Here is a 20903-nt window from a genome sequence, read left to right as displayed (position 1 = left end):
TCGTCTCTCTCGACTATGCCGCAAGGGGATAAGAATGCAATCACAGAGAAGGGAAAATAACAGCAAATGAGGAGGGGTTTTTACGTAGGTCGGATTAGCCTAATGGCGTAATCCGACATTTAACCGAGCCGTTACAGCACGGGGGAAAAACTCAGGCGATAGCCCCTTCACGGGCCCATTCACAACGTACTCGCAGAGGGGCGTCAGAGGGTTCGTGGTACACATCGGCGCTGTCCCACACGAAGGTATGAAACCCGGACAATTCGGTTTCCAGATGCACCACCGCATTCACCCAGTACATATTTTTAAGCAGAGACTCGAACTTGGCGATCCAGTGTTCCCACTCATACTCCACCGCCCGGTAAGACATGCCGAAATGAATCACCTGGGTCTGAAAGGTGCCGCCCATCAAGTCATCGCCGGGTACGGAAAACATCTCCCGGCACAGGAACGGCCACTCATCCGCCTGCGGCAATTGCCGAATGGCTTTACGGTTCTGAAAACAGCTGGTCTTGCGCTCCTGCAAATTGCCAAATGGCAAATGCTTGATGCAACCGTAAACGATGGATTCGTTATCCAAAAAACACCCCGAAAATCAGCTAACAGCTACGAGTTTCTAGCTTACAAGGACAAGCACATAAAAATACAGGTACCCGGTTCGAGTCTTTCGCGAAAGAAGCAATATAACGACATTTACCCACCTCACCAGACGCAAACGGTACAGCTATTGACCCCCTACAAAGAAACCCAAATCATAATGAACTTTTCGACCCTCCCTATCTAATTTGCGTAGCTCGTAGCTCGTAGCTCGTAGCTCGTAGCTCGTAGCTCGTAGCTCGTAGCTCGTAGCTCGTAGCTCGTAGCTCGTAGCTGATATGCTGACTCCATCAACCGCGTTGAATTGCGAGACCATGAAAAACCTGCTGATCGTCGCCCACGCCCCGTCACCGAATACGCAAAAACTCCGCGATGCCGCCGCCCGTGGCGCCGGGCACGAGGATATCGAAAACGTCTCGGTCACCGTGAAGGCACCACTGGAAGCCGGCCCTGAAGATGTGATGGCCTGTGATGCCATCCTGCTCGGCACCACCGAGAATCTGGGCTATATGAGCGGTGCGTTGAAAGACTTTTTTGACCGCACTTACTACGCCATACTGGAAGAGAAACAGGGCCTGCCCTGCGCCCTGTACATTCGCGCCGGCCATGACGGTACCGGCACCCGCCGGGCAGTGGAAACCATTGTCACCGGGTTACGCTGGAACTGGGTACAGGACCCACAAGTACTCAAAGGGGAATGGCAGGACAACTTCGAGGCCGAAGTGGAAGAACTGGGAATGTATCTGGCGGCGGGACTGGATGCGGGGGTGTTGTAGCTCCGAGCCACTAGCCTCGAGCGACGAGACGCGGGAAAGGGCTGCTGTTACGGCGATGCAGTGACCGCGCACCGGAGCCGCATTCAAGAACAAACTGCAGGGCTGAATGGCGGAGATTGGCTCACGCCAATTTCCACCCTACGAACACAGATACCAGGATTGACCGCACCCCGCGCTCGAACGCGAACACCAACCTCTCAGCACCTGATACCCCAACCCGCGCCTCGCAGCTCGAAGCTGGTAGCTCGCAGCTGCCTTTACTTGCTCTTACTCACCATGGCCGCGATCACCGCCTTGGCTTCGTCGCCCTGGAGCATTTCCCCGAACAGTGCCAGGTCTTCTTTCACCACCTGGTGCAAAGGCTTGTTGATGGACTCACGCATCAGCCGCTTGCTCGCCTGCAGGGCACGAGGCGGTTTTTTCGCCAGTGTCGCCGCCAGATTGCGTGCCGTCGCGTCCAGCTCTTCACGCGCCACAACCTTGGCCAGCAGCCCGATTTCCAGCGCTTCTGCGGCCAGCATCGGTTCACCAAGCAGCAGCATGCGCGCTGCGCGCTGATAGCCGATCCAGGCTGGCAGCAGCTTGGCGGAACCCGCTTCCGGTACGGCGCCCAGGTCCACAAACGGCGTGATCAGCTTGGCATCCTCGGAGGCCACCACCAGGTCCATGTGCAACAGCATGGTAGTGCCCACACCAACCGCGTTGCCCTGCACGGCCGCAACGACAACCTTGGGGAAATCGTGGATGGCCTGAATGAAATGGGCAGCCTCCCCCGCTTCACCGGGCTTGGCATTCAGGAAATCCACCAGGTCGTTACCGGCACTGAAGGACTTGCCTTCCCCTCTGAACAGCACCACGTGAATATCATCACTCTGCTCTGCAGTGGCCAGCAGCTTGACCAAATCCCGGTACATGGCACTGGTCAGCGCATTCAGTTTATCCGGGCGGTTCAGGGTAATTTCCATCACTGATTCGGTGTTGTTCACCAGAACCAGATCACTTTCCAGTGTCGGCATCGTCACGACAGCTCTCCCAATCGTATTTATAGTCGGGCAAGGCTAGCGGGCGCGCCCCCACCTGCCAAGGGCGAATAACGACAAAGACGCTTGACCAGCCGGTCAAAGGCGATTAAAAAAGCGAACCTCGGTCGGAATCCCTATAGTGAAACTGATTACTTTCGATCCTTTCCGCACCCTCGGGCTCCCCGGTGTGCGTTATATCAAACCGGAGCATATGCATCAGCACCGCGACGAACTCGCGGCGGCGGACTGGCTGCTATTCCCCGGTTACTGGCAGATCAACAGCCTGCATTACGTGCTCAAGCGGCCGATTTTTCCCAGCCTGTGCAGTTACCACCTGGGTCACGACAAGGTGGAGATGACTCGCGCCCTGCAAACGGCCTGCCCGGACCATGTGCCCGAAACCCTGATCACCTCATCGGACAAATACGGCATCGGCCAGATTCTCGATCAATGGCGCTTTCCGTTTGTGGCCAAGTCGGTGCGCTCCAGCCAGGGCATGGGTGTCTACCTGATCGAAAACCGGCAACAGTTACAGGACTATGCCGCCCGCGAAACCGTTCTGTACGTACAGAAATTACTGCCCATCGTGCGCGACCTGCGCATTGTCGTGGTCGGAGACAGCGTGGTGGCCAGCTACTGGCGGGAGGGTTCCGGCTTTCTCAATAACGTCAGCCAGGGTGGCCGGGTGCGCACCGACCTGCCGGTGCCAGGCAACGCACTGTCACTGGTGGAAGGGCTGGCCCGTTATCTGAACATCAACCACGCCGGGTTCGACGTGGCCATGGTGGATGGCCATCCCTACATTCTGGAATTCAATCGCCTGTTCGGGAACACCGGCATCGCCGCCCTGAACAGGGACGTGCAACAGGCCATGCACAACTACCTGCTGGGCTCGACCCTGCCTCCGTCATCGGACAGCAAGGTCTCCGCCTGAGTGCGTAACAGCGCCTGGTAACGGTGGGCCAACTGTTCCACCGGCTGCAAACGCACCCGGTGGTCACCCGCACAAACCACCTGGGCTTTCTCTGGCTGGTATAGCGCTTTCACATCCAGCTCGGCCACGGTCAGCTGGCTGTCAGGCACATTGAGACGCCCCGGCACACCCGCCACACACAGGGCCCAGGCTTCTTCCTGATCCGGGTCCGCCGTCACCAATGCCTTGAATTCCAAAGAGATCTTGCCCGCCTGTTTGCGCTGCGGCGCCAGCAGCCGCACCACTCTCAGGAACAGCAGGCCAGCACACAGGGCGGAAAACGCGGCGCGTGATGCCGGCCCCTGATAGAAATACAACCCCGCCTGCTCACCAATCACCGGCCCCTGGTGGCCGTCATACAGTGCCGCCACTTGATCCAGCAACTGCTGGTACTCCGCCAGCACCTCTTTCAACGCCTCTTCCGTGTAGCGCTGCCGGATATGCGCGAAGTTCACAATGCTGAGGCGTAACTGGGCCTGCATCTCTGCGCCGTCCGGCACAGGCGAGCGGACTATCGGCGGGAACGGCGCATCATGATGTGGCGACTCCTGGGGCACCCTCGGGGCGGATACATCAGGCTCATCCTGCGCGGGCGGCTGCAGGCGCTGCTGTATCAGCGCAGCCGCCACTCGTAACAACAACAGGCACAGCACCGCCAGCACAAAACCCGCTTCGATCTGTTTGCGCGGCAGCAACGTATTGTCACCCAGCAAGGTCAGAGTGCCCGCCAGCTCACCATCGGGGAGCGCTGCCGGCACGGTCACTCGCAAGGGGGAAGCCTTTTCCCCTGCGGCGCCGACCTGCTCCCCGGAGGTATCCTCGAAGCGAATGCCCAGCACCGGTTTCAGCTGTACAGTTTCCCGCCCAATCAGATTAATGCTGATGGAGTCCTCACTGGCCAACGCTTCCGCCGCACGGCGAGCTGTTTGCTGCGCCAACGCTTGCAGCTGCACTTTACGCTCCTGCTCCAGGCCGGCAGAAAAGTGCTCAAGGAAATAGACGCCGACCACCAGCATGGCCAACAGCATAAGAATCAGCTCGCGCAGCAGGCTCCGCTGCTGCCGGATCCATGGCCGCCATTGCTCCCACAGTGACATAACTTTGCTTTCCGTATTCTTGACCGTTGAGACTGCGGCGCAGTATACCGCGCCCGGCCAGGCAGGACTTGACCCAATTGGCGTAGTCGCCTGTCGTTGGGGAACCTGGCCAGGCACAAGAACCTGCCTCTCAAGCCACCATTTCTGCTACTCTTACGCCGTTTCGGGGCAAAGATAGCGCCGACGATCTAACGCTTTTTTACCTTCTGGCACTTTTTATCTTCTGCAACTGGGAGCCCACGCGTGCGCGAGATCATTCTGATCCAGGTATCTGGTAATGACCGGCCCGGCCTGACCGCCGCCTTCACGGGCATTCTTGCCCGTTACCGGCTCAATGTTCTGGATATCGGCCAGGCCGTTATCCACGACACCCTGTCACTGGGCATACTGGTAGAAACCCCGCCGGATGCGGAATCCTCATCGGTACTCAAAGACCTGCTGTTCGAAGCACACAAGCTGAACATCAATGTGCGCTTCCGGCCCATCGACGAAGACCGCTACGAAGAGTGGGTAGCCGGCCAGGGCAAGGACCGCCACATCATTACCCTGCTGGCGCGCAAGATCACCGCCGAGCAGCTGGCCGATGTGACCACCACCGTGGCTGACAACGGACTCAACATCGACAGCATTGCCCGGCTGTCCGGGCGCGTACATCTGGAAGGCGAGGCGCTCAATCAGGACAGCCGCGCCTGTATCGAAATTTCCGTGCGCGGCGAGCCCCAAGACGGCGAGGCCATGCGTGCCGCCTTCCTGAATATCGCCAACGAACGCAATCTGGACATCGCGTTCCAGCGCGATAGCGCCTATCGACGCAACCGTCGCCTGGTGGTGTTCGATATGGACTCCACCCTGATCCGTTCCGAAGTTATCGACGAGCTGGCCACTGAAGCCGGTGTCGGCGAACAGGTGGCAGACATTACCGAGCAGGCCATGCGTGGCGAGCTGGATTTCAACGAAAGCTTCAAGGCTCGTGTGGCGCTACTGAAAGGCCTGGACGAAGGCGCCCTGGAGCGGGTGCGCGAGCGCATCCAACTCACCGAAGGCGCCGAACGGTTGATCTCGACCCTGCGTGCGCTGGGCTATCGCACCGCCATTCTTTCCGGGGGGTTCACCTGGTTTGGGCAATGGTTACAGCAGCTGCTGGGCATTGATTATGTCCATGCCAACGAACTGGAAATCGAGAATGGCCAGGTCACTGGCCGGGTTGTCGGCCAGATCGTCAACGGCCAGCGCAAAGCCGACCTGCTGAAAGACATTGCGACCCAGGAAGGCATCAGCCTGGAACAGGTCATCGCCGTAGGTGACGGCGCCAACGACCTGCCCATGCTCGGTGAAGCCGGCCTGGGTATCGCCTTCCGCGCCAAACCGCTGGTCAAACAGAATGCGGAACAAGCCATCTCTACCCTGGGGCTGGACGGCATTCTTTATCTCATCGGTGTGCGGGACAAGGATCAGGCGGAGCTGCTGAAGAGTAATTGACAGTTGATAGTGGACAGTTGACAGCGTCACGGACGAGGCTGGCAGTTCATTGAAACGCAAGAGGCCGCGCCCAAACCTTTGGGCGCGGCCTCTTGCGTTTCAGGCGGCAAAGAGTTGCTTCGCGCAACTATTAATTATTCATTATTAACTATTAATGACTCTTAAGCTGCGTCCGGGATTTCCAGCTTGTCCATCGGCGCCTGCAGGTAATAGCCCTGCAAATAATCCACGCCTCCCAGTGTCCATAATGCCTGCATCTGTGCGGCCGACTCCACAAAGCCCACTACCGTCTTGCGGTTGCCTTCTTTCACCTGCTTGATGATCGACGTGAGGCGCTCGCGGCCTTCGGCCTTGGACAGCTCCTGGGTGAAAGAGCCTTCGAATTTCACCATGGTGGCCGGGATATGCTGGAACAACTTGAACGGATCCAGCCCACCGCCGAAACGGCTGATGGAAATACCACACCCCAGCGCTTTCACTTTCTCGGCAAAGGCACCAGCCTGCTTCAGGTACGTGGCCGCGTCGCCTTCACTGAACTGGAACGTGACCCGTGCCCCGTCCATCTTGGCCGCACGCATGGCCTTGCCGAGCCAGTCAGCCAGCGACGCATCCGCCAGGGAGGCGCCATTCAGGTTCAGCACCAGACTGACCGGTTCGCTGAAGGCAGCCGCAGCGCGCATGGCATTGAGGACCACCCAGCGGTCAATCTTGCCCACCAGGCCCTGATCCGCTGCCACCGTCATAAACTCTTTTGCCTCCATGGCCTCCCCCTGCTTCTGCGGCAGGTTCACGAACACCTCAAAGGCATGGTCCGTTTCGTCTTCCAGGCTCATCAGCGGCTGGTAACGCAGGTTGAAAGCGCCCTGCTCCAAGGCCTGACGCACCTGCATGGCCACCGCCTCGGAAGACCCGGCGGCCACATCATCCATGGGATCGTGCACTTTGATGGCATTGCCCTTACCGGCATTTTCCCGTTGCGCCTGATTACAACATTTTAGCGCCGTGGTCAGCGTGTCCTGGCTGCTGCGGGCGTCTTCGCGCACAAACGACACCCCCACACTGGCGGTGATATGCACGGTCTTGGCGGCCACTTCCGGCATCAGGGTTTCAATGCCGGCACGCAATCTCTCTGCCAGTTCTGCGGCCTCATCCATATCGGCCACCGGTTGCAGAACGGCAAAATCCTCGCCATCTACCTTGGCCAGATGAGCCTCGCCCACCTCGGCACGCAGCCATTCGGCCACGCTTTTCAGAATCTCATCCGCGCCATCAATTCCCAGACCCGACTGATGGTGCTCAAAGTCATCCAGACGCAGATAGAGCACGGTGGACAGGCGCCCTTCGTTGGCGGCCTGGGCCACACTTTCATCCACCCGATCCATAAACCAGCTGCGGCTGAACAGTCCTGTGACCTGATCTTTCTGGCTCATTTCCTGAAGCCGCTCTTCCATCTCACTCTCATTCACGCCAGCGGCGCGAATCACGATCTGGGTGCAGGCTTCGCCATCGTAAGTGCTGGCCGAAAAGGTGAAAGTGGCATCGAACTCGCTACCCTCGGTATTAACGCCCTTGCATTCCAGCTCGTGGGTCTGGCTTTCGTCCTGGGCACGGCTGCGCAACAGCTGCTTCAACTTGGCATGGTCCGAGGCCGACACCATATCCATGATCGGCACCCCGGCCAGGTCGTCAGCGCTTTCATAACCGAACATTTCCACGTAATTGTCATTCGCGTGGATGTGCATGCCATCAAGCACATAGGCAATCGCATCACGGCTCTGGTCCATCAGCAAAGACAGACGCTTCTCCGCATCGTGGCGCACAATTTCGGAGTGCTGCAGCTCCTTGCGAAGACGCAGGAACTCGATGACCCGGTCCACCATCAACGACAGCAGCTCGCGATCATCGTTGGGCACCACACCACGGGCCCCCAGTGACATGCCGGCCTTGATGGTATCGGGGGTGAAATTGTCTTCGAGAAGAATCACCGGGATCGCCTTGCCCAGGCGATTAAGGTGCGCCATGACGCTTTCAAAACTGCTGTCGCCGAAGGTCGGGCGGCACAGCATCAATTCCCACGCGCCACCTTTCAAGGCCCGTAACAGGTCATCCTCACCCAGCGCCAGCTGCGCCCGGGTCGCACGACCGGCATTACGCAGGGCGTTCATCAGCTGCTCAGCCTCATCCTGGGAATCATGGGCGATCAGAAGACGTAAATTATCGAGGGCGTAACTCATGGGGCGATGACTCATGCACTTTTCTTACGGCCCACCATTGTGCCTGACTACCCTGTCTTGGCAACCATCAAAGGGAATGTGCCGAAAACACCGGCCTGCAGCCATTACGCGACGGCCAGGCCCCCTAATGAAAAGTTACGGCAAAATGGAGACACATACGTTTCGCGGCGTCCTCGCCGCAACGATACTTTTTGTTATTCTAACAGGCGGCTAATCGGCAGCCTGTGAACGACGAATCGCAAATGACATTTTTCCTAGTTCGTCATCAACTTCTACAGGCTGGACCAGATCGAATCCAGCGCATCATCATCCCCGCCTTCCGGGGATTGAGTCGGTGCCGGCGTCGCCATATCCCGAAAGGGATACTGGCTGAACCCGGACGCACCCTGGGTACGGCGCAGCAATTGCACCCGGCGCGGCTCGCCGGCTTCCACCAGCTCCACCTTGACGCCTTCATTGAAGCCCACCGTGGGCAACAACAGGGTAGCGGGCTGCCCCACAGCAGCCAGCTCGGGCAACACCACACCGCGCATGAAATCACTGTCGAGCCCCTGCTTGCGCAGGGCCCGTGCCGCCACCGGACGTCCGCCTGGCGCCAGTAACTCCACACCAAAACGGGCACCATGGTTCGGCAACTGCGTCACCCAGCGCACCACGGCCAGGGACCACTGGCTATTGGGGTGATCGCGCAGGGCCAGCAATTCACCGGTGCGCATCAGGCTTGGCGTATTTCCCTGCCACGACAGGCAATAGCCCCCCGGGCTCGCGTTCACTTTCTGGCAGTGATAACTCACTGGCAGAGTGCCTTCCGAGCGCTGACTGCCCGGCGCACCCATTTCAATGGTCTCGCCGACATAATCCGATTGATAGGCCGTTGCCCAGGGGTCTGCGTTCTGCTGTTTCTGCTTGTTGCTCTTCTGAATGTTCGCCAGGAAAGGGTTGTGCTCTTCTTCGGCACTCAGCACGGAAAGGCTGCCGCGCTCCACCATGGTTTCAAAAGCCACCTTGCCGGACAGGAAGTAGTGCACCCCCACCAGACCAAAGCACAACTCAATTTCGCCGCTTTCCGGCATGCGCTTGAACGCCCGCTCGGTCAGCGCACCCCAGACCTGCTGCAGGTGGGTAAGCAGACCCTCATTGAGACTCTTGGGCACAACCAGTTCGCTGTCACCGGGAGCTCTCAGCCAGGCGGTTATGGCCTCCACCAGACGGGTGGAATCAATGTAACGCCAGCTTTGCGATGCCTGGGAGGCATGGGTACGGTAAATCGGCGGCCGGTCGGCCTGCAGGTCAAAGACAAACAGGTCGTCATCATCACTGGCTGTGCTGATCTCGATCAGCGGCGCCCAGGCAAACGCCGCCTTGTAGATGCCCGCCAGCTCCTGCTGACGCAACTGATTGGGTTTCGCCGTGGCCAGCAACAGGCAACGGGCGTAGGCGGACTGGATACTGCTTTCGACTTCACCATCCACCACCGGAGTCGCGCTGATCCCGTGGAGTTCAGCCAGCAGGAACAGCTGGTGCAGCTCCAGCCACAAATGACGGGGGCTGGGGAAATAGAGTTGATAACAGCGCAGCAGTGTATCGCCCAGGGCCGTCACCGCCCGATGGATAGCGGTAGTCACCGCTCGCCGAACAGCCTTGTCCTTGACCTTGCGAATGCCACGCACCGCCACCAGCTTGTACCCGTTCGCCAGATGCCCCTGCAGGGCCTGGGCGAGACTGGCCACGCGGCGAGCCTTCTCGGGCAGCACCAGGGACTGATTCAGATAGTGTTTTTGCAGCGAATCGCTGACATGAAGAATAGACGGGCGCACGACTTCCAGTAACTGAAAGCGGAGTTTGGAATCAATCTGCAGCCGATTAAGCTCTTGAATAAACTGGTACAGCTGTCGAGCCGTTTCTCCCATATTCATGATCGGAAGAGACTCCACCCACTGCTCCAGCTTCTTCGGCTGATCAGCGCCAAGTGTCAGGTGCGGCAAATCCTGCTCGGGCAGTTTCAATCGCACTGTCTGGGCTGGTTGCTCCATGAAGATAATCCTTATCTTGGCGGCATCCAGGCTACCTAGTTATTTGGTATTAGTTCTTGTTATTTATGCGTCCTGTGTCACACGACTTTACGATACCGCTACAATTCTGTAAACGCTGTGCCACATTCCTCAGAAAGGGCTTGCGGACCGCGCCTCTTAACCGGCCAGCACCGTTTTAGCGGGCTCTCCCGGCTCTTCCCGAGTCAGCCTTGGCACCAGAAAGCCGGGCAGGCGCGCACGCAAGTCCGCATGCAGCTCCCGGGCAATGGCATCGGGCACGGCAAAATGGGCTGCTCCCTGCACTGCATCCAGCTGATGCAGGTAATAAGGCAACACTCCCGCAGTAAAAAGGGCATCGGATAAATCCGCCAGCGTTTCCCCCCTGTCATTCACCCCGGCCAGCAGCACACTCTGGTTCAACAGGGTGATACCCGCACCACGCCAATCGCGGCAACGCGCCGCCAGGGCCGGGCTGATTTCACGCGGGTGGTTGGCATGCAGCACCAGCACGGTTTGCCAGCGGTCATCGGTCAGCAATGCTCTCAAGCCCGCGTCCAGCCGCTCGGGAATCACCACCGGAGTCCGGCTATGGATGCGTAACCGGCGCAGGTGGGGGATGCCTGCCAGGGCTTCCAGCAGTTGCTCAAGGCGCCGATTGTTCAGGGTCAGCGGATCGCCGCCACTGAGAATCACCTCATTAATATCCGGCCGCGCCGCCAGCCATTCCAGTGCCTGCTCCCAGCGCTTGCCGCTTAGATGTGTCTGGTAAGGAAAGTGCCGCCGAAAGCAGTAACGGCAATGCACCGCGCACGCCCCGGTGACTACCAGCAGTGCCCGCCCATGGTACTTATGCAACAGGCCCGGCACCGCCGTGTGCTCGGCTTCCTCCAGCGGGTCAGCACTGTATCCCTGCTGGAGCTGGCGCTCCTCAGGCGCGCTGAGCACTTGCCGCAACAGCGGGTCATTCGGGTTGCCCCGCTCGATCAGGTCCACGTAGCGACGCGGCACCCGCAAGGGAAAATCGCCTGCCGCCGCCAGGCTGGCGGGCAGATCCTGCGGGGCCAGTCCCAGCTGCGCAAACAGCTCCGCCGGGTCGGTAATCAGGTCGGCCTGCTGGCGCTGCCAGTCCGGCAACTCCCAACCGGCCGCTTCCTGCGTTATCATTGCCAGCCTTTCCAATGCCATACATCAACCTTTGGAACATTATTTATGGCCAACTATTCTACCAGTGAATTCAAGTCTGGCTTGAAAGTCATGCTCGATGGCGACCCCTGCTCCATCATCGAAAACGAATTCGTCAAGCCGGGCAAAGGCCAGGCATTCAACCGCGTGAAGCTGCGCAACCTGCGTAACGGCAAGGTCTGGGAGCGCACCTTCAAGTCCGGCGACTCCCTGGAAGGCGCCGACGTGATGGACGTCCCCATGCAGTACATCTTCAACGACGGTGAATTCTGGCACTTCATGGACCAGACTTCCTTCGAGCAGAAGCAAGCCGACGAAGCGGCTGTGGCCGACGCCAAGCAATGGCTCAAGGAAGAAGACATCTGCGAGGTGACCCTCTACAACGGTGAGCCACTGTCCGTGAGCCCGCCCAATTTCGTGGAGCTGGAAATCACCGAAACCGACCCGGGCCTGAAAGGCGACACCGCTGGCACCGGTGGCAAACCCGCCACCCTGAGCACCGGTGCAGTCGTGCGCGTTCCGCTGTTCGTGCAGACCGGTGAAATCGTCAAAGTGGACACCCGGACCGGCGATTACGTGGGTCGGATTAAAAGCTAGACGCCTGACGCCAGATGCCTGACGAGCATACCCCAATGCATGACTGGCAGCCCACCGCCTCTCTGGAGGCCATGAAAGCGCGCGCTGAGCTGCTACGCACAGTGCGCGCCTTTTTTGATGCCCGCAACGTGCTGGAAGTGGACACCCCGCAACTGGCCCGCCACGGCGTCAGCGACCTGCACATCCAGTGCATCCCGGTGGCGGGTTACGGCTACCTGCAGAGCTCCCCCGAATACCACATGAAACGACTGCTGGCCGCCGGCAGCGGGCCGATCTACCAGATCTGCAAGGCGTTCCGGGATGGTGAGGCCGGCGGGCGACACAACCCGGAGTTCACCATGCTGGAATGGTATCGGCCGGGCTTTTCGCTCAAGGATCTGGTGGACGAATGCCTGGCGCTGTTTGCCAAACTCTTTTGCGACACGCCCTCGCAGACTTACTCCTTTCGCGAACTGTTCCTGCAGGTCACCCGGCTTGATCCGCTCACCGCCAGTGACGCGGAACTGGTGGCCTGCGCGCAATACCATGGCGCACCGCCAGGGCTGAGCAAAACCGCCGCCGTGGACTACCTGATGGTCACCAAAGTGGAAGCTGCCCTGCCCGCCGAACAGCTCTCTGTGGTCACTGACTTCCCCGGCTGGGCCGCCGCACTGGCGCAAACCCATAAAGACAAAGACGGCGCCTTGCTCGCCCGCCGATTCGAGATTTATTACCGCAGCCTGGAACTGGCCAACGGCTATCAGGAACTCACCGACCCGGACGAACAACGCCAACGCTTCGAGCAGGACAATATCCTGCGTACCAGGCATGGATTGAACCCCATGGCCGCGGATCCTTTCTTGCTCGACGCCATGGACGCCGGCCTGCCCGCCTGCAGCGGCGTAGCCATGGGCGTAGAGCGGCTACTGATGGCACAGCAAAGCCATGGCCGCATTGACGACGTCCAGACCTTTCCCTGGTCCCGCGCCTGAACCCGCTTTTCGCTTCAATCACCGGGAGAGAATGTTCACGCTCCACACGGCTCACGTTCAGCAGACCCGATTTTCAGCCTTATCCTGGCCCATTGAGCGTCACTCGTAGCGCCCCGCCAGCCTGCTATACTCGCCGCACACCCCGTTCGGTTACCGGATCAACAAGGAACGTCATGAAATACCGCGATCTTCGAGACTTCATCAGCCAGCTGGAACAACTTGGCGAACTCAAGCGCATCACCGTTCCGGTGGACCCGAATCTGGAAATGACCGAAATCTGCGACCGCACCCTGCGCGCCGGCGGGCCCGCCCTGCTGTTTGAAAACCCGGTGGGCTTTGGCACCCCGGTGCTGGGCAACCTGTTCGGCACCGAGCGCCGAGTCGCGCTGGGCATGGGCCGCGACTCAGTGGCGGAGTTGCGTGAGCTGGGCGAACTGCTGGCCTTCCTCAAGGAACCGGAGCCGCCCAAGGGCTTTCGCGATGCCTGGGAAAAACTGCCGGTATTCCGCAAGGTCCTGAGCATGAGCCCCAAGGTGTCCAACTCCGGCCCCTGCCAGGAAAAGGTGCTGGAAGGCGATGAAGTAGACCTGTACAAGCTGCCCATCCAGACCTGCTGGCCCGATGATGCCGGCCCCCTGGTGACCTGGCCGCTGGTGATCACCCGCGGCCCCAACAAGGAACGCCAGAACCTGGGCATCTACCGCCAACAGCTGATTGGCCGCAACAAGCTGATCATGCGCTGGCTTAGCCACCGGGGCGGCGCGCTGGATTTTCAGGAATGGCAGCAACAGCATCCCGGCGAGCCATTCCCGGTGAGCGTGGCGTTGGGCGCCGATCCTGCCACCATTCTCGGCGCGGTGACCCCGGTTCCCGATACCCTCAGCGAATATGCCTTTGCCGGTTTGCTGCGGGGCTCCAAGACCGAGCTGGTAAAATGTATCGGCAATGACCTGCAAGTGCCCGCCAGCGCCGAATTTGTTTTAGAGGGCTACCTCTACCCGGACGACATGGCAGACGAAGGCCCCTTCGGCGACCACACCGGGTATTACAACGAAGTGGAACGTTTCCCGGTGTTCACGGTGGAACGCATCACCCACCGCCGCGACCCGATCTATCACAGCACCTACACCGGCCGGCCACCGGATGAGCCGGCAGTGCTGGGCGTGGCCATGAACGAAATCTTCGTGCCGATCCTGAAAAAACAGTTCCCGGAAATTGTGGATTTCTACCTGCCCCCGGAAGGCTGCTCCTACCGCATGGCGGTGGTGACCATGAAGAAGCAGTACCCGGGCCACGCCAAGCGGGTAATGATGGGGGTGTGGTCCTTCCTGCGCCAGTTCATGTACACCAAGTTCGTGATTGTCTGCGATGACGACGTCAACGCCCGCGACTGGAAAGACGTGATCTGGGCCATGACCACCCGCATGGACCCGGCCCGCGATACCGTGATGATCGAAAACACCCCCATCGACTATCTGGACTTCGCTTCTCCAGTGGCCGGGCTGGGCTCCAAGATGGGCATGGATGCCACCAGCAAGTGGGCCGGTGAAACCACCCGCGAGTGGGGCCGCGCCATCGCCATGGACCCGGCGGTGAAAGCCCGGGTGGACGAGATGTGGTCATCTCTGGGTATCGATACCCCGGAATAACCCCCGGGGTGGGCGCCGCATCACATCACAACAGTGGCGCCCAAACACAAATGTGGTACGATCGTACAAAACAAAGATAACAAGGTCGCCCATGTCCGCTTTTTCGTCACTGAATCGCCGTGCTTTCCTGAAATCCCTGGCCGCCACCGGCGCCCTGGGCTCAATGGGCCCCGGCCAACTGCTCGCCAGCACCGGCAACGCGCCCGCCTGGCAAAACTGGTCCGGTAACCAGAGCGCCAGCCCTCGACAACTGGTGTACGCCACCGATGAAAACGTGGTGCGCAACACCATGCGCAACAGCACCGGCATCCTGCGGGCTTTCGGCGGCAGCCACTCTTTCAGTGGCATCGTGCCCACCGACGACACCCTGATCTCCCTGGAGCCCATGGCCGGACTGCGTGGCACTGACGGCAACGTATTCCGTTACGGTGGCGGCACCCGGCTGGCCATGGCCAGTGCCATGGCCTACGAACAGGGCTACAGTTTTACCAATGAACCGGACATCAACCTGCAATCCCTGGCCGGAGCCATTGCCACCAGCACCCACGGCACCGGGCTGGGCCTGCAAAGCCTGTCCGGGCAAGTGGATTCCTTGCGCCTGATCACCCCCGACGGCGAAGCGCTGGAATTAACCGCCACCGATGGCGACACCTTTCTCGCTGCCTGCTGTAACGTGGGCGCCCTGGGTGTGGTCACCGAAATCGGTTTTCGCCACGAACCGGCCTTCCGGCTGGAAGAACACACCTGGACCTTGCCGCTTCGTGAGGCCATGGATTTTGTGGAGAAGGAAAAAAACAATTTCCGCCACATCGAATTCTTCGCCTTCCCGCTGGGCGATCAGGCCATCGTCAAGACCATGGAGATCACCACGGATCCCCAGGACAGCCTCACCCGTGCCGACGACAACGAGCTGCTGGAAATGGTCTCCAAACTGGCCATGCAGGCCGGCTGGCTCACCCCCACCCTGCAGAAGCTGTCCACCCTGTTTGTGGAAGACAGCCGTTATGTGGGCCCGGCCAACAAAGTCTTTGCCAATCACCGCACCGTGCGTTTCAACGAAATGGAATACACGGTACCGGCGGAACAAGGCATCGCTTGCCTGGAAGAAGTCTGCGCCGCCATTCGCGAGCATGACATCAACGTGTTCTTCCCCATTGAATTCCGTTACGTCGCCGCCGACGACAACCTGCTGTCCATGTTCCATCAGCAGCCCGGCGCCAGCCTGTCGATACACCAATACTTTGAACAGGACTACCAGCCGCTTTTCGACGTGGTAGAACCCATTCTGCGTCGCTACGCCGGTCGCCCTCACTGGGGCAAGATTCATAACCTGGGACGCAAGGAACTGGCCGAACTGTATCCGGCCTTTGACCGTTTCCAGGCCGTGCGCAAAGAACTGGACCCACAGGGGCGGATGTTGAACCCGCATCTGCAGCGCCTGTTTTTATAGGGTAGAAATCGGCCATGTCGCAAAGGCTTAGCTGGCCCTTGCGGCCTACGCACTCTTGATCGGTTATCGCTTATGAAACGACGTCATTTTCTTTTTGGCGCAGTCGCGCTTGCTGCGGGTGGCTGGTGGCTGCGGCCGGACAATCGTGGGGCGGCCCATAATGCCTACTTCCAGTCGCTGAACGATACCCTGAAACAACAGGGCCCCGGCCGCCCGCTGATGCTCATTGACCGTCAGCGGCTGATAGCCAACTGCCAGACACTGGTCGGCCTGCTGCCCAGCCATTGCCAATTGCGCATCGTGGCGAAATCCCTGCCCAGCGTGCCGCTGATTCAGGAAGTCATGACCCACACCGGCAGCCAGCGAGTGATGGTTTTCCATCAACCCTTCATGAATGCCCTGGCCGATGCCGAGCCCGGCGCAGATATGCTGCTGGGCAAACCCATGCCCATCCAGGCCGCCCGTCGTTTCTACACCGAGCTGGGCGAGACCCACCCCTTCGATCCAGACCAGCAATTGCAGTGGTTGATTGATTCTTCAGCCCGCCTTGAGCAGTACCTGGCACTGGCCCGCGAACACGGCAGACGACTCAATATCAATATCGAAATTGACGTGGGCCTGCACCGGGGAGGCCTCAACGACCCGCAACAACTGGACGCCATGATCTCGCTGATCGAGGCCCATCCTGAGCAACTGCGTTTCAGCGGCTTCATGGGCTACGATGCCCACGTGGGGAAATTGCCCGCCTTTATCCAGAGCGCCGAAGAGGGCCACCGGGAAACCGAAGCCCTCTACCAACGCTATATCGACAGGCTGTATCAGCTGAACCCCGCCTACCAGCAACAGACATTGTGCTTTAACGGCGCCGGCAGCCCCACGGTGGCACTCTACGACAACACCACCGTGGTCAACGAACTCAGTGCCGGCTCCTGCCTGGTCAAGGCCAGCGATTTCGACCTGCCACTATTGAAAGACTTCCAGCCCGCCGCCTTTATCGCCGCCCCGGTGATCAAACAACTGGACGGCCTCACCCTGCCTGGGCCACTACCGCTGGGTGAACTCTGGCAAGGCTGGGATGCCAACCGTCGGCGCACCTATTTTATTTACGGCGGCTACTGGAAGGCCGAGCCGGTTTCCCCGCCGGGAATCCAGGCCAACCCGGTGTACGGTGTGAGCACCAACCAGATGATGTACAACGGCAGCCCGGACACCGCCCTGCAGATAGACGACCAACTGTTCTTTCGGCCCACGCAAAGCGAATTCGTGCTGCTGCAGTTTGGTGACCTGGCGGTGTGGGATAATGGTGCCCTTGCCGACTGGTGGCCCCCTCTTCCCCAGGGCAACGGCGCCTGATGACCTGGCCGTTGCTCAGCCGGTTTGCGCACCTCGCCAGCCTTGCCCCCGTTGCCCTGTGCGACCTGCCCACCCCGGTGGAACCGCTGCCAGCACTGGGGTCGCTCTGCTGGGTGAAACGCGATGACATCAGCGCCCACCCGTACGGCGGCAACAAACTGCGTAAACTGGAGTGGGTACTGGGCGAGATTCGCCAACGGCCTATAAAGCGCGTCGTCACCCTGGGAGCCACCGGCACCAACGCCGGGCTGGCCACCGCCTTACTCTGTGAGCAGGAACAACTGGGCTGTGAGATTTTCACCTTCCCGCAGCCGGATGCTCCCGTGGTTCACCAGAACCGCCAGCGCATGCAACAGGCCGGCGCCCAGCTGCACGATCGCAACAGCCTGCTGCGGGCCGCACTGGGCTGGTACCTGCACCCGGGACGACTTCGCCGCGACCACTACTTTCTGTATGCCGGCTGCTCCAACCCGTTGGCCTCCCTTGGCTATGCCAACGCCATGCTGGAACTCGAACAGCAAATCAACGACAGCCTCTGCCCGGCGCCCTCCGACATTGTGGTCGCTGCCGGTTCCGGCGCTACCGTGGCCGGGTTGCTGGTGGGCAACCAGCTCAGCGGATTGAATGCCCGCATCCATGCCGTGCAGGTAGCCCAGGACCACCTCGGCCCGTTCTCGGTATGCAATGCCCGGCTGGTCATTCGCATGGCCCGGCAATGCTGGCAACAGCTGGGGCTGCCCCGGGAACAATTCGATAGCAGTTTTCTGCAATGGCATGACAACTACCTGGGTACGGGTTACGGCCACCCCACCGCCGCCAGCATCCAGGCCGTGAATGCCGCCGCCCACAGTGGCCTCACCCTGGAAAATACCTATACCGGCAAAGCCTTCGCGGCGTTTCTCGCCCTTGCAAACACCGCGGTGCAACCCTGCCTGTTCTGGCACACCTTCAATAGCCACCCCCAGTAGCCCAGGCCACCGATGCCCGTCTCTTCTTCCAAACCTGTGAGCCAGCTCGCAAAACGCAGCGTTATGCAGAGGCTTTAACCGAGCTTTTACAAACATCAGGAACGACCTGCCCCCATCGCCCCACTAATCCCCTGAGACATCAACCAAGGAGGATGACTCATGAAAAAATTGATTCTTGCATCTGTACTGCTGGGCGCCACCGCCACCGTGACCGCCGGCGACACCATCACCACCGACAGCGCCGCCATTAATCAGGGCATCAAGGAAGGCACTGAAGTACGCATGGACGGTGAAGTGGTTCAAGCGCTGGGCGATGAGCGTTATTTGCTTCGTGATCGCAAAGGCCAATTCGAAGTCGAGCTCGATGATGACCTGACCGCTGACCGCCCGCTGAAAGCCGGCACCCAACTTTCCTTTACCGGTGAAGTGGATCACGACGACGGCCGCAGCGTGGTGGATGTGAAGAAGGTGCACTCAGTGAAAGGCACAAGCACCAACAGCCCGAGCGCGACGATCAGCAACTGATACACTGATCCCCTGCTCCGACCTTGTTGACGGCGGCCTTCGGGCCGCCGTTTCTCGCTCCCCCCTTATTCCCCACCGCCCCCTTTCCCTTCCCACCTCATCGTCAGAGACCCTTGGCCGGTGAGACTGACTGCCCGGTATTTGCTGCCACAACGAGCACATTGACCGTTACATTGAGCACTGATACATTCGATTATCTTGACGTTGTCCAGATATCGCGTCGCCATGTTTTCAGGAGCCAACATGACCCCCACCACCGTCAACAGCCAGGGCATTTCACTCCAGGCCTACACCCTCGGCGACCCCAAAAAGACGCCCGTGGTGCTGGTGCACGGCTACCCGGACAACCACAGCGTGTGGCAACCGGTGGCGCAGCAGCTGGCCAAACACTACTTTGTAATCCTCTATGATGTGCGGGGCGCCGGCGCCTCCCAGGCACCCCGAGCGCAAGCGGACTACCGCATGAAGCTGCTGTCCGCCGACCTGCTCGCGGTGGTGGATACCCTGATCCCCGGCCGGGGATTTCATCTGGTGGGCCACGACTGGGGCTCCATTCAAAGCTGGGAATCGGTCACCAGCGAGCCGCTGAAATCGCGCATTCTGTCCTACACCACGATTTCCGGCCCCTGCCTGGACCACATGGGCCACTGGATGCGCGAACGCACCCTGAACCTGTCCGCCTCCGCCAAGGCGAAAGTCTTCAAGCAGGTACTCAGCTCCTGGTATATCGGTTTCTTTCATCTTCCCGTGCTCGCCCCCAGCGCCTGGCAGGGCGGCCTCGACAAACTCTGGCCGCAATATCTGAAGCACCGGGAAAATGTCGCCGAACCCGACGCCAACCCCACCCAGGGCAAAGACGGCAAATTCGGCGTGCAGCTCTACCGGGCCAATTTTCGTAACAAGCTGATCAACCCGGAAAAGCGCTACGCCAATTGCCCGGTCCAATTGATCGTGCCCACCCGCGACAATTATGTGGGCACCCAGCTATTTGAAGACCTGCATCTCTGGGTAGAAGAACTCTACCGCCGCGACATCAACGCCAACCACTGGGTCCCCCTCAGCCACCCGGAACGCATTGCCGACTGGATTCACGAATTCGTCAGCGGCGTAGAGAAAGGCACCATGAGCGGCGCCCTGCAGCATGCCCGCGTACGCCCGGCCCGCAGCGCACTCCCCCTGAATGGAAAAACGGCGGTCGTCACCGGCGCCGGTTCCGGTATCGGCCGCGCCACCGCCCTGCGCTTCGCTGCGCAAGGCGCGGACCTGGTCTGTGTGGACATTGATGAAGACAGCGCCGAAGGCACCGCAGCCAAGGCTCGGGAATTGGGTGCCGTTGCCTGGTCTCGCAAAGTCGACGTGGGCTCGGCCCAGGCCATGCAACGCCTGGCCAACTGGGTCGCCAAGGAACTGGGTGGCGCCGACATTGTGATCAACAACGCCGGCATCGGTATGGCTGGCGGAGTGTTGGATACCAGCGTCAAGGAATGGGATCGCCTGCTGAAAGTGAACCTGTGGGGCGTGATTCACGGCTCGCGTCTGTTCGCCCAGCAGATGATCGACGGCCATCGCCACGGCCACATTATTAACGTGGCCTCCGCCGCCGCCTTTGCCCCCAATCGCAAACTGGCCGCCTACTCCACCAGCAAGGCAGCGGTGCACATGCTGAGCGAGTGCCTGCGTGCTGAATTGGCCGAGCACGATATCGGCGTCACCGCCATCTGCCCTGGCTTTGTTGCCACCGGCATTGCCAACGCCACCGTCTATGCCGGCGCCAGCGAAGAAGAACAAGCCGAGAAACGCGCCAAGGCCGATGCGCTCTACAAACGTCGTAATTTTTCACCGGACGATGTGGCCGACGCCATCCTCAAGGCAGTACTCAACAACCCGGCCCTGTCACTGGTCGGGGCGGAAGCCTGGAGCACACGCTTGCTCAGCCGCTTCGCCCCTTCACTGTCACGCCGCGTTGCACGCATTGACCTGACCCCCTGACGGAGACC

17 protein-coding genes are annotated in these 20903 nt (G+C 60.0%); 11 read left to right on the top strand and 6 right to left on the bottom strand.

What is annotated here, in order from left to right; translation table 11 throughout:
- Window positions 1–151: 151 nt before the first annotated feature.
- Window positions 152–580 carry a hypothetical protein gene (locus tag COA55_RS06825; RefSeq protein WP_007148883.1) on the bottom strand — a complete coding sequence of 143 codons (429 nt, stop codon included), beginning with the start codon at window positions 578–580 and terminating at the stop codon, window positions 152–154.
- 331 nt (window positions 581–911) lie between these two features.
- On the opposite strand from COA55_RS06825, the gene COA55_RS06820 reads away from it, so the two are divergent.
- Window positions 912–1373 (top strand): NAD(P)H-dependent oxidoreductase, encoded by a 462-nt coding sequence (locus tag COA55_RS06820; protein ID WP_290501122.1) that lies wholly within the window; start codon window positions 912–914, stop codon window positions 1371–1373.
- A gap of 257 nt (window positions 1374–1630) precedes the next feature.
- Here the strand turns inward: COA55_RS06820 and COA55_RS06815 are convergent, their stop codons facing one another.
- A complete protein-coding gene (locus COA55_RS06815) occupies window positions 1631–2389 on the bottom strand; it encodes an enoyl-CoA hydratase (RefSeq protein WP_063520500.1) in 759 nt (252 codons plus the stop codon).
- Between the two features lie 145 nt (window positions 2390–2534).
- Between COA55_RS06815 and COA55_RS06810 the strand changes: the two genes are divergently transcribed.
- A complete protein-coding gene (locus COA55_RS06810) occupies window positions 2535–3329 on the top strand; it encodes an alpha-L-glutamate ligase (protein ID WP_063537542.1) in 795 nt (264 codons plus the stop codon).
- Here COA55_RS06810 and COA55_RS06805 read toward each other — a convergent pair.
- Window positions 3275–4465 carry a hypothetical protein gene (locus tag COA55_RS06805; protein ID WP_290501121.1) on the bottom strand — a complete coding sequence of 397 codons (1191 nt, stop codon included), beginning with the start codon at window positions 4463–4465 and terminating at the stop codon, window positions 3275–3277. The genes COA55_RS06810 and COA55_RS06805 overlap by 55 nt on opposite strands.
- Window positions 4466–4708: 243 nt before the next feature.
- Between COA55_RS06805 and serB the strand changes: the two genes are divergently transcribed.
- Window positions 4709–5944 carry a phosphoserine phosphatase SerB gene (serB, locus tag COA55_RS06800; protein WP_290501120.1) on the top strand — a complete coding sequence of 412 codons (1236 nt, stop codon included), beginning with the start codon at window positions 4709–4711 and terminating at the stop codon, window positions 5942–5944.
- A 161-nt stretch (window positions 5945–6105) separates the two neighbouring features.
- Here the strand turns inward: serB and COA55_RS06795 are convergent, their stop codons facing one another.
- The 3 genes from COA55_RS06795 to epmB all read right to left on the bottom strand — a co-directional run bounded on the left by COA55_RS06795 (window position 6106) and on the right by epmB (window position 11375).
- On the bottom strand, window positions 6106–8193 hold the full coding sequence (locus tag COA55_RS06795; protein WP_290501119.1) for an EAL domain-containing protein: 2088 nt from the start codon (window positions 8191–8193) through the stop codon (window positions 6106–6108).
- A 257-nt stretch (window positions 8194–8450) separates the two neighbouring features.
- Window positions 8451–10211, bottom strand: coding sequence for a hypothetical protein (locus tag COA55_RS06790; protein ID WP_290501118.1), 1761 nt, complete (start codon window positions 10209–10211; stop codon window positions 8451–8453).
- A 156-nt stretch (window positions 10212–10367) separates the two neighbouring features.
- The gene (gene epmB, locus COA55_RS06785; RefSeq protein WP_290501117.1) at window positions 10368–11375 is read right to left on the bottom strand and encodes an EF-P beta-lysylation protein EpmB; all 1008 of its coding nucleotides are present in this window, start codon (window positions 11373–11375) and stop codon (window positions 10368–10370) included.
- Window positions 11376–11420: 45 nt separating this feature from the next.
- Between epmB and efp the strand changes: the two genes are divergently transcribed.
- The 8 genes from efp (at window position 11421) to COA55_RS06745 (ending at window position 20895) form a co-directional block, all read left to right on the top strand.
- Window positions 11421–11990: an elongation factor P gene (efp, locus tag COA55_RS06780; protein ID WP_063521660.1), complete on the top strand. Its 570-nt coding sequence runs from the start codon at window positions 11421–11423 to the stop codon at window positions 11988–11990.
- A gap of 35 nt (window positions 11991–12025) precedes the next feature.
- Window positions 12026–12961, top strand: coding sequence for an EF-P lysine aminoacylase EpmA (gene epmA, locus COA55_RS06775; protein ID WP_290501116.1), 936 nt, complete (start codon window positions 12026–12028; stop codon window positions 12959–12961).
- 173 nt (window positions 12962–13134) lie between these two features.
- On the top strand, window positions 13135–14610 hold the full coding sequence (ubiD, locus tag COA55_RS06770; protein WP_290501115.1) for a 4-hydroxy-3-polyprenylbenzoate decarboxylase: 1476 nt from the start codon (window positions 13135–13137) through the stop codon (window positions 14608–14610).
- Window positions 14611–14701: 91 nt separating this feature from the next.
- Entirely contained in the window at window positions 14702–16060 is a 1359-nt protein-coding gene (locus COA55_RS06765) for a D-arabinono-1,4-lactone oxidase (RefSeq protein ID WP_290501114.1), read from the top strand.
- Window positions 16061–16132: 72 nt separating this feature from the next.
- Window positions 16133–17413, top strand: coding sequence for a DSD1 family PLP-dependent enzyme (locus COA55_RS06760; RefSeq protein ID WP_290501113.1), 1281 nt, complete (start codon window positions 16133–16135; stop codon window positions 17411–17413).
- Window positions 17413–18381 carry a pyridoxal-phosphate dependent enzyme gene (locus tag COA55_RS06755; protein ID WP_290501112.1) on the top strand — a complete coding sequence of 323 codons (969 nt, stop codon included), beginning with the start codon at window positions 17413–17415 and terminating at the stop codon, window positions 18379–18381. Before COA55_RS06760 ends, COA55_RS06755 begins: the two co-directional genes overlap by 1 nt.
- 159 nt (window positions 18382–18540) lie before the next feature.
- The gene (locus tag COA55_RS06750; RefSeq protein WP_063521415.1) at window positions 18541–18906 is read left to right on the top strand and encodes a NirD/YgiW/YdeI family stress tolerance protein; all 366 of its coding nucleotides are present in this window, start codon (window positions 18541–18543) and stop codon (window positions 18904–18906) included.
- Window positions 18907–19149: 243 nt separating this feature from the next.
- Window positions 19150–20895 (top strand): SDR family oxidoreductase, encoded by a 1746-nt coding sequence (locus tag COA55_RS06745; protein WP_290501111.1) that lies wholly within the window; start codon window positions 19150–19152, stop codon window positions 20893–20895.
- Window positions 20896–20903: the final 8 nt, after the last annotated feature.

Origin of the sequence: Alcanivorax sp. (assembly GCF_002733835.1) — a bacterium.
GTDB lineage: Bacteria > Pseudomonadota > Gammaproteobacteria > Pseudomonadales > Alcanivoracaceae > Alcanivorax.
The sequence above is the reverse complement of the archived record's forward strand: the minus strand, read 5'-3'. Positions and strand labels throughout refer to the sequence as shown.